The organism is Brevibacterium sp. HMSC063G07, from assembly GCF_001810665.1.
GTDB lineage: Bacteria > Actinomycetota > Actinomycetes > Actinomycetales > Brevibacteriaceae > Brevibacterium.
Genome location: NZ_KV802364.1, coordinates 30,504 through 42,043 on the forward strand (window position 1 = coordinate 30,504; position 11,540 = coordinate 42,043).

An 11,540-nucleotide genomic window follows, 5' to 3' on the forward strand; every position below is an offset into this window, starting at 1 on the left:
GTTCTGTGTCTATATACACCTCTGTCAGTGGCCCCTTCTTTATGGCCTTCTTGAGCTTTGCTTCGTCAACATCCGCGAGAACCCCCCGAAGAAGCTCTTCGATCTCGTTAGCGCGCAGGAACATTGCGGCGATCGAGTTTAGATGGGTTGCTAGGTCCCACGTAGTGTAGATCTGTACGATCTCGTTTCTTGCGTTTTTCCCGTAGATAAATCTGTGCTGAAGAATGGTTGAGACCCAGTCGAAAAGCTTCTCATTCGTTCCCACTACTGGAACCTGGGTTGTGGCCACATTAATAAGTTTCGTCTGGTCGGATACCTTGTCAAAGGTGAGGTCCGAGATGGTAACCGTGCCGATGAGAGTCGACCTGTCGTTCTTCGAGAAGAAGAGTGGCAACTTGGTGCGATTTCGTTGTTGCATTAGTTCAATCGCGTCGCTTACTGAGTCGCCGTACTGAAGGCTATCTAGCTCATCGGCGTCACTCTTTAAGGAAGACAAAACCCAGCCACCCACTGTCGATTTCTCTGAGGCGGATTCGTTTGATGATTCATCAGGTTTCGGAGTTTGCGGTTCGGAGTCCGAGGAGAGGCGTCGGATCTCAACTTCGCCGTAATAGTCGGCTGAACTGATATCCGGGAACATTTCCAATTGGTTCTCCGCGAGCCACTCATTGATCCGACGGTTGACGATGGCTCCACGTCGCGATCGACCGAAGCATTCAAGTACGTAGCTGGTGGCGAACTGGGCGCTATTTTTGTTGGATGAAACAAACTTACCGAGTTCATTTTGGCGCGATTGCCCATCTTTATCTGCGTGCGTATCTGAAGTGTTTTCTTCGTCGTTGGTCGTCATTATGTTCACCTACTAGGTAGTGGCGATCGGCACAAGTGGGTAGTTCTGCATCGGAGCGGGCGACTATGCCCATTGGCTATCGACGTACTCATGGCTGGGGGGGTCCAGTTGGGGCAAGGATAACCTATGTTCGAGAACTAATGTCGCGACGCGTGATGAGGGGATGTCACAGGTTACTTGGCTGCGGAACGCGGTGGAGTTCAGGTTTAACGTGTAGCGGCGGCAAGCAGTGGCGGCCTGTGCCATTTTCGAAGTTCTCGCCTTCAGCCTGACGGGCCAAGAAATCCGTACGCAAAACCGAAAACAACGGCCATGTTGAAGGCGTAAAAGCCATCGGCTGGAAGTTAGCCGTCATCCCACTCTTGCACCCACCCAACTGACCGCGTTGAAGCCGTAACCTGGCACCAAGGCCGCGAATTCTGGCGACACCGCGAGGTCAACATTGCTGTCGACCTCGACTTCCACCTCGTCATCTCCCCTCCAAAGTGCAGTCACAGCACCTTTTGTCGCAATGACCGCTCGAAATTGCCCACAGGGCGAAAGACGTGTTCGGACTCTTCGGTAACTGTTCTGGCAAAGCAAAGCGATCAAAAGCACTCGCTCCGAGCCCAGCTATGAAATGAGCGACGACCCAGTCATCGGCTAGGTGCTGTTGCGTGACGCGGTCAGCAGGGATTAGATTATCGAGGCCCTGAATGACTACATCAGTGAAGAAGGCAACCTCGAATGGGACGAGGACGCGGCTGATGGCGACAGCCTGGGTTGCTCGATCGAATGGCTCTGGATATCGAGTTCGTCGAGTGGCGCACCGTTTCCCGACGGCGAGGTGCAGGGGGTGCTCCACCCGATGTTCGGTGGCGACGATCCCGAAGCCATCGAACAACACTGCGATGTCCTCATCGTGGCAGGCGTGCCCGCTTTGTCGAAGGGGCCTGGTGACAACCAAGTTCCGCTTAGCCACAAGGATGCCGTTGTCTTACAGGTGCAGGCCGTGCGTGCGTTGTTGCTTCTTCCGGAAGCCGTTGGCTACTACTCCGGAGACGTGGACACGGTCTATGGCAAAGAGGCCTATCTGACAATCACCGATCCAGAGGAACCGTTGCTCTCGGCGTTCATAGCTGCCGTCGATGATCCAGCCTGACCCTATCTTCAGGAGACGCTGGACTGGTTCGCAGGACGAGGTGGCATCGTTGGCGTTGTCGCAGGGCCTTTCTCTCTACCCTCCGCCGTCCACCGTCGAGGGCAGTGACCTGAGCAAGGTGTCGAGGTCGGTTGTCAGCATCCGGGAGCTGCTTGGGTACTGAGCGACACGAGCGCCATCAGGGCTATCATTGTTGATAGCACAAGGAGGTGGCTCTGATGGCATCCATTATCGTGCGTGGTCTCGATGACCACGTGAAGCAACAGCTCGCATCTCAGGCGAAGGAGAACGGGCGGTCCATGGAAGCCGAGGTTCGTGACATCCTGACAAAGGCGGCTCGACGGCCGCACATCGGCATGGCTCTTCTGGGCGTGGCGCGGGAAGTCGGTGGGGTCAAGGAGCTCCCGGTTCCGACGCGCGACGATGTTGCAAGGGCGGCGTACTTCGAATGATCGTCCTCGACACCAATATCATTTCGGAGATGTTTCGGCCCTCGCCGGAGCCTCGTGTCGTCGAATGGCTTGTGGCGCTGACCGGTGACGTCGCGATCACATCCATCACTCTTGCGGAGCTGCTTGCCGGTGTCCGAAAGCTCCCGGAAGGCCGACGCAAAGACGAGCTGGCGCATGGAATCGAGGAAGCAGTAGCGCCGTATCGGGCGAGCCAGTCCTTGCTTGCTTTCGATGCTGACGCGGCGAAGCAATACGCGGAGGTGCTCGCGTCGCGAGAGGCCGCAGGCGCGCCGATAAGTACCGCCGACGCCCAAATCGCCGCGATCTGCCTAGCACACGGGGCAACCTGCGCTACGCGCAATGTGAAGGATTTTCAGCACACCGGCGTCGAGCTCGTGGACCCTTGGAATGTGGACGCGTGAAGCGTCATTCGATCGAGGTCCTCGCCCACCAGGAAGTCACTGAGGCCGATCTGCGTGGGCTTCGACAGCTGTTCGACAGCGAGTATCTCAAGGAGTTCGGAGAGTGGGATCCGCAACAGCCATACGGCTACGCGTCACATGATGTCCACATCATGGCGCGGATCGAAGGCCGCGTCATTGGCCACGTGGGATGGGCACGCCGCGAGATCGCTGTCGGTACGGAGACCCTCGCGATCGCGGGAGTCGGCGGTGTCTTGATCTCCGGTGACGCGAGAGGGATGGGTCTCGGGCACGAACTCATGAGCTGGGCAGCGCAATCGATGCGCGATCGCGGTCGCCTCGCGTTCGGCTACTTGGGCTGTCGAGAGCAAGTCGTCCCATTCTACGAGTCGTGTGGTTGGAAGAGGATTCTTGCTCGCGAGAAGTCGATCGGGCGTGATGGCGAATCTGTCGTGGGCGAGCTCGGCCCGCCGATCCTCATCCTGCCAATCGCCCCGCTCGAGACATGGCCTGACGGAGACGTCGACCTGCGCGGGCGGGCTTGGTAGTCGCTGGCTGCAGGGTCCTACGTGCCAGAACTCGCTGGAATTCCGGTTCAACGTCTGACGTGCACCGTTGACACTTCCCATAAGTGGAAGATATATTCACGTTTTGTGAAGGTTCCTGGCTCGCAGTTGACTCCATTCGTGCGCTCCGACGCGGTCGGGGCGATCCTTGCGGAATCCCTGAGTCATCCCGACCGGGAGTTCTCACTGGCTGAGCTCGGCCGCCGCGCCGGCGTCAGCGGCCCAGTGGTTCATCGTGAGGTGGGGCGGCTCGTGGAGAGCGGCATTCTCCGGGACCGTCATGAAGGGCGCAATCGACTTGTGCGAGCCGATGACGAGCATCCGCTGTTCAGGCCCATGCGCGAGATTGTCGACGCCACCTATGGGCCCGTGCCCGTTCTCCGTGAGCAGTTCGATGGTGTGGAGGGCATCGAGCGCGTACTGATCTACGGATCCTGGGCAGCCCGACGAGCCGGCGAGGCAGGGGAGTTCCCGAACGATATCGATGTCCTTGTCCTGGGTTCTGCTCCGCGCCGGGTGTTGGTGGCGATCGCTTCCGAGGTCGGAGAGCGACTCGATGTGCCGGTGAACGTGACCAGGCTGTCCATCGAGGAATGGGAGACGGATGACCCGACGCCGTTCGTGGCGACGTTGCGTTCACGCCCTAGCTTCGACGTGATGACTGGGAATCTTCATGTCTGACGTCATCGCTCGGATGCTCGCGAGCCGACGGCTGGAGAGGGTCGCGGTAAACAGGGATTATGCGGTGACGGTGATCGAGATGGCGAAACAACACGTCCGCACCGCTGAGGCGCTGGCCGGCTCCGATGACCAGGCCATGGCGTTCACGGCGGCTTACGACGCTGCGCGCAAGGCGCTCGTCGCCGTTCTGGCCACGAAGGGATTGCGGGTGCGCCCGGTTGGCGGAGCCCATCGGAACACGGGAGTGGCCGCCGCCGAGTTCATCGAGGACGCTGCACTCGAGGAGTTCGAATGGATGCGCCAAGTGCGCAACGCGACAGAGTATCCCAGTGATGATCAGCCGACGGCGACCCTCCAGGACGTCAGGGAAGCAATCAGTGCCGCATCGGCGATCGTCACCGCCTGCGAGGCGATTCTTGGCTGAATCGGTCCTCTGGGCATGTGGATCGACGTGCTCAGCCGCTGGCTGGCCGGCGAGCGCATCAACGGCACGCACGCCAGTGAACGCGATGGTTCTCAGTGCCGGAACGCGGTCGAGTTCCGGTTTAACGTGTAGCCGAGTGCGTCGTTCAGCTTTTGGCTGATCGGCTGAATGGCCGCTTGAGGGCGGCCCCGGAGTTCGCCGGGGCCGCCCTTTTCGTGTGGGTGGAGCCGTTTGGCATGAGTGACATGGTGGTGCGCATGGCTCGGATGGAAGGAGGAATTGGGCGGTTCGGGTTTTTGCCGGCATGGCCTTCCTTGCCGATGGCAATCGCATCCGCGCCGCTGAGGAAGCTTTGTCCGGCACCGCCCTAGTTATACTGTCGGGCGACGATGCCGTCCATCTTTGGAATCACTAACTCACTGGGTTCAGTCCGTCGAGCTGGTTTTCGACGAGTGAAGTCCGCTCAGCTGAAGTGCACAAAAACGCGCGCCTGTTCGCTGAGTTCGCCGAGGTCGTGGGTCTCAGTGAAGCCCATGGCTTCGTAGAACGAGCGAGTGGCCTGCCCGCAGTCGGTCATGAGCACCTTTTGGCGCACCTCGTCGTAGGGCTCGAATGCGCGCGAGAAGAGCTCGCGGCCAATCCCGCGTCGATGGTGGCTCGGCCGCACGAGAATGTCCTGTAAATAGGCGATCGTGAGCCCATCGCCGACGATGCGGGCGAGTCCCACGAGTTCGTCGCCCACCCTCGCTGTGACGACCCGAAGTGAAGCACCAATCGCCGCTTCGAGCCGTTCGGGGGTGCGCGTATAGACTGTCCAGCCGACGGAACCGTAGAGCGAAACAAGCTCTTCTCGAGTGGGCGCGTCATCGTGCCTGTATGTCACGAGTTCCATGAGTGCGAGTTTAGTGCAGGAGACAATGGAGCTCCTGGCTATCTTGGCGATTAGTCGAGCAGGGTCCGGTACTGTTTTCGAGCCTTCATCGAGTGAATGACGGTTTCTGATCCGTCGTCCCAAATAAGGACAACCAGCTCGAGCAGTCGTGTTGAGTTGTCGAATCCGAGGCGAAGCTCTCGTTGAGGGGTCTCGTCGTCAAGTGGAGCCTTGAAAGCGCAGCCGGACGTTGCTGCAATCACAGAATCTGCCGGCTCTATGCCGTGCTTTGTTGCGCTCCGGTGAACTTCCACCTTAGATTGCGTTCCTCAATACTTCGCGGATTGCTTGAGATCTCGACCAGCCGTGGGCGGCGGCATAGTTATCCAGATCAGAAATTTCGCTGGGCGAGAGGCGAATAGAGACAACCTTTGCCGCCGCCTCGTCACGAGGTTTGCGCCCCCGAGAGCGCAGGGTCTCCACGTCATAGCCGCGTTCTGCTTCGGCTGCCCAAGCCTCAATCTGCTTTTCGCTGACTGGCTTTCCTTTGATGGTCTTCATGCCCTTAATCGTAATACGAAATTAGGTTAGACGCTAGGTGCAGTGGGTATCTTGTGGAGTACGCCGACTGGAAGTGGCGGCATATTGTGCCGGGTGGTCTGTGGTGGTTGTGCCCTTTGAGCAACGAAGCGCCACGCTCATTGCGACCTCACCTGCTCAGTTTGATACTTGAACCATGACAATCTGGAAAGTGTCCGACGACTGGTTTGACCGGCACACGACTCAAGACCTTGCCTACCGGGTTCGGGTACGTGTCATCACGCCGAACGCGCTGGATTCCGCATGGGCGCGAATTGTTGAAGAGCACGGCTCTGACGATGATGGCGTTGTGCCCATCGGCGGGGCCGCGCTCATCCGGGTGAATGACTGCGAGGCTGAAGCCGTCAGCGGGGGAGAGGACGCCCTTGATTCGCTCGAGTGGGTTGTCAATGACGTCCTCAGTGAAGCCCTCAAGGGGGTCGAGGTGCTGGTCGTGGCTGAAGAGAGAACTTTGGTTATTGACGAGATGTAGTATCCGGCAACGCTGGTACAAAGAGAACACTCCGTTGGTTAACGATAGGTCTGACGAGCACCTGCGCGAGAAAGTCAGCTCAACATAAGCTCAGCTTGCAGAGCGCATTGGCGTTGGCCACCGCCAAATCTCCAAAAATGACAACGATGATCTCGACAGTGTCAAACTGGTTTGACTGAATTAGGGTGAGTGCTCTTGAAGGGGCGCAGACTGGCGGTGCCTTGTTATCAACCCCTTGCCGGGACGTACGTAAAAGCGTACGATCACTCTGGAGGTGTTGATGACATGACTGCTGTGAGTGTCACCTCGGCGCGCGCCAACTTGTATCGCCTGATCGATCAGGTCAACAGCGAGTCCGAGCCGCTGACCATCACGGGTCAACGCGGTAATGCGGTCTTGGTAGGTGAGGACGACTGGCGGGCGGTGCAGGAGAGCCTGTTTTTGGCCTCAATTCCAGGGATGACCGACTCGATCCGTGCGGCTCGGGCTGAAGGAATCAGTGCGGCGTCGGAAGAGCTTGACTGGTGACTGATTGGCGCTTGGTCTATTCACGGCAGGCGCAGAAAGACGCGAAAAAGTTGGCCTCATCCGGATTGAAGCCAAAAGCACAGTCGCTGCTGAAGGTGCTTGCCGCTGATCCCTTCGCTGCGCCACCGCGTTCTGAGAAGCTGGTTGGAGATCTGGCCGGCTGCTATTCGCGGCGAATCAATATCCAGCATCGCCTTGTCTATGAGGTTGACGCCCAAGAACGCATCGTCCATGTCCTTCGAATGTGGACTCATTATGAGTAGGCAGGTTCGCTGCCTGCGCCGTTCGTTTATTCTGCAGTGCGCCTTTGCGGCCTGCCGAGCTTCGGGCTTCTATCTTCAGCCCATCGCGGAGCAGTTTCGAGGAGGCCAGCCGCATGAATGAATCTCTTGTCATCGGCGACGATGGAATCATCCGCCCGCCATGGGCTGCCTCGGACCCTCTGCTGCGGGACTACTACGACAGGGAATGGGGTCGGCCGGTCAGGGATGAGCAGGGCTTGTTCGAGCGGCTCAGTTTGGAAGCGTTCCAGTCAGGCCTGTCATGGGTGACGATTCTGCGCAAACGTGAGAACTTCCGGGCGGCTTTTGACGGCTTTGATCCTGAAATCGTTGCCGCATACAACGACGCAGACCGGGAACGCCTGATGGCAGATGCCGGGATCGTGCGCAATCGGCGCAAAATCGACGCCACAATCACCAACGCGCAGGCAACACTCGATCTGCGCGCCGACGAGGGATTAGCTGACCTTATCTGGTCGTACCAGCCGGAGGTCCAGCCTGTCCCGAGAACGGCAGACGAGGTGCCCACCACCTCGCCGGAATCAAAAGCTCTCGCCAAGGCGCTGCGCAAGAGAGGCTTCGTGTTTGTCGGACCCACGACGATGTTCGCGCTCATGGAAGCCGTCGGCATCGTCAATACCCATCTGGTCGGCTCGACCGCGCGGCCGGAGTGACAGGTGCGCCCCGATGCAAACGGGGTGCAAGCAAAGCCGCTTAGCGCATCGTCGCGCGGCCCGGTGGCTTCGACCGCTTAGGAAACTGCGAAGCCCGAAGCCTGGCCGTCCTCATCGACAGGCGCGCCGGTGTCATCGACAAGCCATTCGATTTCGAGCTCAAGTTCGCGCTCAATGCCGCGACGTCGGTGCGAATCAGTCACTTCCATTGTCGTGCGAAATGTTCCAGGAAGCTCCATGGACACCGCACCTTCGCCGGTGCCGAGGGTCATATCGCCTGCGCGAATGCGTGTGGCCAAGTTTTCCAAGAACGCTGCCAGGTCTTCGCGATTGAAGTCGGCTTTGCTCTTCAGAAGCTTCTGATTCCTCTTGGGCGTGTGTGGAGTCTGCGTCATTGCGTTTCCATTCTTTCGAATTCGGCCAGCTCTCGGGCGGATGCCGGTGGTAGTTGCCGACATCTGTGAGGGCTCGCGTACCGCTTCCATTCTATCGGGACAAAGCGTGTGACCAGGCAGGATGGCGCACTGATCCCGTTGGCCAGTCGGCAAAGCGCGCAGCGGACCATCCCCTCATATAAGCAGGGGCTTTTATATTGTAAGCTGGACATATAGGCAGTCGTTTATATGTCCAGCTTTGATGAGGAGTGCCCGATGAGCGACGTGTGCTGCAGAACAGAAACACCTGCCCGGCCCATCGTCCCCGGTGAGGAAATAGAGACGGCCCCGAAGTGGTGGCGTGACCCCACCCTGCTTCCGTCGGCAATTTCAGGCTTGTTCCTCATCGTCGGCTTTGCTCTTGGCCTTGCGGGCCAGACGCTGCTGGCGACGGTCCTGGAATCTATCGCTCTGCTGGCAGGCGCATGGACTTTCGTGCCCGGTGCGCTCAGGGGAGCAGTGCGCGGCAAAGTCGGTGTCGGCCTGCTCATGACCATCGCAGCAGTCGGCGCAGTCGCCCTCGGGCACGTCGCCGAGGCGGCCGCCCTCGCTTTCCTGTTCTCACTCGCCGAAGCACTGGAAGATCGCGCGATGGATCGCGCAAAGGCAGGCCTGCGAGAGCTTCTTTCCCTGGTTCCCCAGACGGCCCGGGTGGTGCACGGCGATGAAGTGCACACGGTTCCCGCAGCCGACCTTCGAGAAGACGATCGGCTGATCATCGGCGCGGGGGAGCGGATTGCCACCGACGGATTGATTCTCGAAGGCCGGTCGCATATTGACGCTAGTGCCGTTACCGGCGAAGCGATTCCTGTCGCAGTTGCTGAAGGCGATGAGGTCACAGCCGGCACCGTCAACGGCTCGGGTTCGCTCGTGGTCAAGGCGACTGCGGACGGGTGTGACAACTCGCTTACACAGATCGTGGCCCTCGTAGAACAAGCGCACGCGCGCAAGGGTTCACGGGCTAGGCTTGCGGACCGAATTGCTAGGCCGCTGGTGCCCATTTCGCTCATAGCCGCGGCCCTGGTAGCCGCCTTCGGCTTCATAGTCGGTGACCCGTGGACCTGGGTTGAGCGCGCGCTCATCGTGCTGGTCGCAGCATCGCCGTGCGCACTTGCCATAGCAGTGCCGGTGACTGTCATCAGCGCCATCGGTTCGGCATCCAAACTCGGAGTGGTCATCAAATCCGGCGCTGCTTTTGAACAGTTCGGCACCGTGGGCCAGGTGGCCTTCGACAAAACCGGCACACTGACACAAGGGCACCCCAAAGTCGCAGAAGTCCGCACTGCCGCGAACACCACGCAGGCCCAGGTTCTGGCGTGGGCCGCCGCGGTCGAGGCGACAAGCACACATCCGCTGGCTGCGGCCATTGTCGAAGCCGTACCAGCAGCTCCAGCGGCGACGGGGATCAGTGAAGATGCCGGACACGGCATCCGCGGCACTGTTGGCGGCACAGATGTTCGGGTGGGCAGCCCGCGTTGGATTGATCCAAGCAGTCTCAGTGCTGCCGCAGAAGAGCTTGCCGAAGCCGGTATGACAGTTGTCGTGGTCGAAGCCGACGGTACGATTGTTGGCCTGATCGGAGTACGCGATGAACTGCGGCCAGAAGCCAAAGAAACCATCTCGATTCTGGCCGAAAATGGCGTCGACACGATCATGCTCACCGGCGACAACCGCCGCACCGCGCTGGCGCTCGCAGCAGAAGCAGGCATAGACCAAGTTCGTGCCGAGCAGCTGCCCACTGACAAGGCCGACGCTATTGCCGGGCTCAATGACCAGCAGCCAACCGCGATGGTCGGCGACGGCATCAACGATGCTCCCGCGCTCGCAACGGCAACGGTTGGGATTGCGATGGGCGCCACTGGGTCGGCAGCTGCTGTGGAATCAGCGGATATCGCCCTGACGGGGCACGATCTGCGGCTGATCCCGGCTGCGCTCTTGCATGCGCGCCGCGGCAGAAGGATCATGACCGTCAACATTGCCCTGTCGCTGGCGACGGTTCTCGCTCTCTTCCCGATCGCGATCTTCGGGCTGCTCAACCTCGCCGGAGTAGTGCTTGTCCACGAACTCGTTGAAATCGTCGTCATTCTCAACGGCGTGCGTGCCGCACGCTTGGGAACGAAACACCTCGGAGTTGTTCCGCAGTGAGGTGCGGCGGCTGGCCCTTGGTTCTGTCGATTGACGAGGTGGAGAGCACCACTTAATCGCCTACCGGGACAAAGCGAACCTCATAAAGGGTGTCCCAGTATTTGCCCGTGAGGTAGTAACGGTCGGTGTCTGGAATCTTGGCGATTCCGTTGAGGACGTCCGCACCTGGTCTGCGCGCGGCCTTAAAAGCGCCCTGTGTGTCGACAACTGCTGTAACCTCGCCGCTGTGTGGGTCGATGCGGTAAATATCGTCGCTTTGCCAGACGTTAGCCCACACTGCGGGTGAACCTTGCGGATCTGCGCTTGGGTCGCAGTCCAGCTCATTGAGTCCTCGTGCAGGCTTTCCTTCCAGGGTTACGTCAACAGTGCCCTCAGGATCGAAGCTGTCAGGGTTTCGGAACGTCAAGGTGGCCGACCCGTCGCTCATCACCAGTCGTTCCCCGTCCGAACACAGACCCCAGCCTTCACCCTCGTAGGTCTTGGTGGTGATGACTTCTAACGTGTCTGGGTGTCGCATAAACGCAACGTTCTGCTGCCAGGTCAGCTGCCAAACAGACGAGGTGCCCTTGCCGTTGTGCTGGGTCACACCTTCCCCGAAGAACTTGGCAGGGAGCGGTCGGTTGTTGGTCTGCTGGTCATCTGCCGTTGTGTGGTAGATCCGCGACTTGCCGTTCATGCCGGTTCCAACAAGCAGGCTGCCGTCATCGACAACCTCGAGGCCCTGGGTGAAGCTGCTTGAGTCCCACGGGTGTTCGCTGACAATTTCAACGCCCAGTTGCAGAGGGGACTTCGCAGCAGATTCAGTGCCGGTTGAGTTGGGTGCAGTGGCCGTGTTCGAACCGCATGCGGTGACAGCCAGAACCGTAAAACAGCTCAGTATTGACAGGAGCGCGCGCAAAAAGGATCTGCAAGTAGGGATGAGCTTCGAAGTGGAAGCTGAATCGGCAGATTGCAATGTGACAAAGCGGCTCTTCCGGTTTCAGAGTGCGTGACGCGGTC

Annotated in this window: 18 protein-coding genes; 11 read left to right on the forward strand and 7 right to left on the reverse strand. The window is 59.4% G+C overall.

The window, feature by feature from the left end:
• Together HMPREF2757_RS10510 and HMPREF2757_RS11955 are read right to left on the reverse strand one after the other, a co-directional pair.
• Nucleotides 1–850: CBS domain-containing protein (locus tag HMPREF2757_RS10510; protein ID WP_141750263.1), on the reverse strand; the 850-nt coding region annotated here is incomplete at its 3' end.
• Nucleotides 851–1,201: 351 nt separating this feature from the next.
• Entirely contained in the window at nt 1,202–1,345 is a 144-nt protein-coding gene (locus HMPREF2757_RS11955; protein ID WP_176745930.1) for a hypothetical protein, read from the reverse strand.
• Nucleotides 1,346–1,685: 340 nt separating this feature from the next.
• Between HMPREF2757_RS11955 and HMPREF2757_RS10515 the strand changes: the two genes are divergently transcribed.
• The 6 genes from HMPREF2757_RS10515 (at nt 1,686) to HMPREF2757_RS10540 (ending at nt 4,536) form a co-directional block, all read left to right on the forward strand.
• Nucleotides 1,686–1,991, forward strand: a complete 306-nt coding sequence (locus tag HMPREF2757_RS10515; RefSeq protein ID WP_070576516.1) for a hypothetical protein — start codon at nt 1,686–1,688, stop codon at nt 1,989–1,991.
• Nucleotides 1,992–2,209: 218 nt separating this feature from the next.
• Nucleotides 2,210–2,443: a FitA-like ribbon-helix-helix domain-containing protein gene (locus tag HMPREF2757_RS10520; RefSeq protein WP_070576519.1), complete on the forward strand. Its 234-nt coding sequence runs from the start codon at nt 2,210–2,212 to the stop codon at nt 2,441–2,443.
• On the forward strand, nt 2,440–2,865 hold the full coding sequence (locus HMPREF2757_RS10525; protein WP_070576522.1) for a type II toxin-antitoxin system VapC family toxin: 426 nt from the start codon (nt 2,440–2,442) through the stop codon (nt 2,863–2,865). Before HMPREF2757_RS10520 ends, HMPREF2757_RS10525 begins: the two co-directional genes overlap by 4 nt.
• Nucleotides 2,862–3,413 (forward strand): GNAT family N-acetyltransferase, encoded by a 552-nt coding sequence (locus HMPREF2757_RS10530; protein WP_141750262.1) that lies wholly within the window; start codon nt 2,862–2,864, stop codon nt 3,411–3,413. Before HMPREF2757_RS10525 ends, HMPREF2757_RS10530 begins: the two co-directional genes overlap by 4 nt.
• A gap of 105 nt (nt 3,414–3,518) precedes the next feature.
• Complete coding sequence (locus HMPREF2757_RS11780) at nt 3,519–4,112, forward strand: hypothetical protein (protein WP_070576528.1); 594 nt, start codon at nt 3,519–3,521, stop codon at nt 4,110–4,112.
• A complete protein-coding gene (locus HMPREF2757_RS10540; RefSeq protein WP_070576533.1) occupies nt 4,105–4,536 on the forward strand; it encodes a HEPN domain-containing protein in 432 nt (143 codons plus the stop codon). The genes HMPREF2757_RS11780 and HMPREF2757_RS10540 overlap by 8 nt, the downstream gene beginning before the upstream one ends.
• Nucleotides 4,537–4,999: 463 nt before the next feature.
• On the opposite strand, the gene HMPREF2757_RS10545 is transcribed toward HMPREF2757_RS10540, so the two are convergent.
• The 3 genes from HMPREF2757_RS10545 to HMPREF2757_RS10555 are packed head-to-tail and all read right to left on the reverse strand — an operon-like array spanning nt 5,000 to nt 5,968.
• Nucleotides 5,000–5,428, reverse strand: a complete 429-nt coding sequence (locus HMPREF2757_RS10545; RefSeq protein WP_070576536.1) for a GNAT family N-acetyltransferase — start codon at nt 5,426–5,428, stop codon at nt 5,000–5,002.
• Nucleotides 5,429–5,478: 50 nt separating this feature from the next.
• Nucleotides 5,479–5,670 carry a hypothetical protein gene (locus HMPREF2757_RS10550; RefSeq protein ID WP_319643746.1) on the reverse strand — a complete coding sequence of 64 codons (192 nt, stop codon included), beginning with the start codon at nt 5,668–5,670 and terminating at the stop codon, nt 5,479–5,481.
• Between the two features lie 52 nt (nt 5,671–5,722).
• Nucleotides 5,723–5,968 carry a ribbon-helix-helix domain-containing protein gene (locus HMPREF2757_RS10555; RefSeq protein WP_070576545.1) on the reverse strand — a complete coding sequence of 82 codons (246 nt, stop codon included), beginning with the start codon at nt 5,966–5,968 and terminating at the stop codon, nt 5,723–5,725.
• 175 nt (nt 5,969–6,143) lie between these two features.
• On the opposite strand from HMPREF2757_RS10555, the gene HMPREF2757_RS10560 reads away from it, so the two are divergent.
• From HMPREF2757_RS10560 to HMPREF2757_RS10570, 4 genes are all read left to right on the forward strand, one after another.
• Nucleotides 6,144–6,479 (forward strand): XRE family transcriptional regulator, encoded by a 336-nt coding sequence (locus tag HMPREF2757_RS10560; protein WP_070576548.1) that lies wholly within the window; start codon nt 6,144–6,146, stop codon nt 6,477–6,479.
• 285 nt (nt 6,480–6,764) lie between these two features.
• Entirely contained in the window at nt 6,765–7,007 is a 243-nt protein-coding gene (locus HMPREF2757_RS10565) for a type II toxin-antitoxin system Phd/YefM family antitoxin (protein ID WP_070576585.1), read from the forward strand.
• The gene (locus HMPREF2757_RS11550) at nt 7,004–7,270 is read left to right on the forward strand and encodes a Txe/YoeB family addiction module toxin (RefSeq protein WP_083304257.1); all 267 of its coding nucleotides are present in this window, start codon (nt 7,004–7,006) and stop codon (nt 7,268–7,270) included. Before HMPREF2757_RS10565 ends, HMPREF2757_RS11550 begins: the two co-directional genes overlap by 4 nt.
• 113 nt (nt 7,271–7,383) lie before the next feature.
• Nucleotides 7,384–7,962: a DNA-3-methyladenine glycosylase I gene (locus HMPREF2757_RS10570; protein ID WP_070576551.1), complete on the forward strand. Its 579-nt coding sequence runs from the start codon at nt 7,384–7,386 to the stop codon at nt 7,960–7,962.
• Between the two features lie 77 nt (nt 7,963–8,039).
• Here the strand turns inward: HMPREF2757_RS10570 and HMPREF2757_RS10575 are convergent, their stop codons facing one another.
• Complete coding sequence (locus HMPREF2757_RS10575; RefSeq protein WP_070576558.1) at nt 8,040–8,357, reverse strand: amphi-Trp domain-containing protein; 318 nt, start codon at nt 8,355–8,357, stop codon at nt 8,040–8,042.
• A 255-nt stretch (nt 8,358–8,612) separates the two neighbouring features.
• On the opposite strand from HMPREF2757_RS10575, the gene HMPREF2757_RS10580 reads away from it, so the two are divergent.
• Nucleotides 8,613–10,541: a heavy metal translocating P-type ATPase gene (locus HMPREF2757_RS10580; RefSeq protein WP_070576562.1), complete on the forward strand. Its 1,929-nt coding sequence runs from the start codon at nt 8,613–8,615 to the stop codon at nt 10,539–10,541.
• Between the two features lie 52 nt (nt 10,542–10,593).
• On the opposite strand, the gene HMPREF2757_RS10585 is transcribed toward HMPREF2757_RS10580, so the two are convergent.
• On the reverse strand, nt 10,594–11,439 hold the full coding sequence (locus tag HMPREF2757_RS10585; protein WP_226829129.1) for a glutaminyl-peptide cyclotransferase: 846 nt from the start codon (nt 11,437–11,439) through the stop codon (nt 10,594–10,596).
• Nucleotides 11,440–11,540 lie beyond the last annotated feature (101 nt).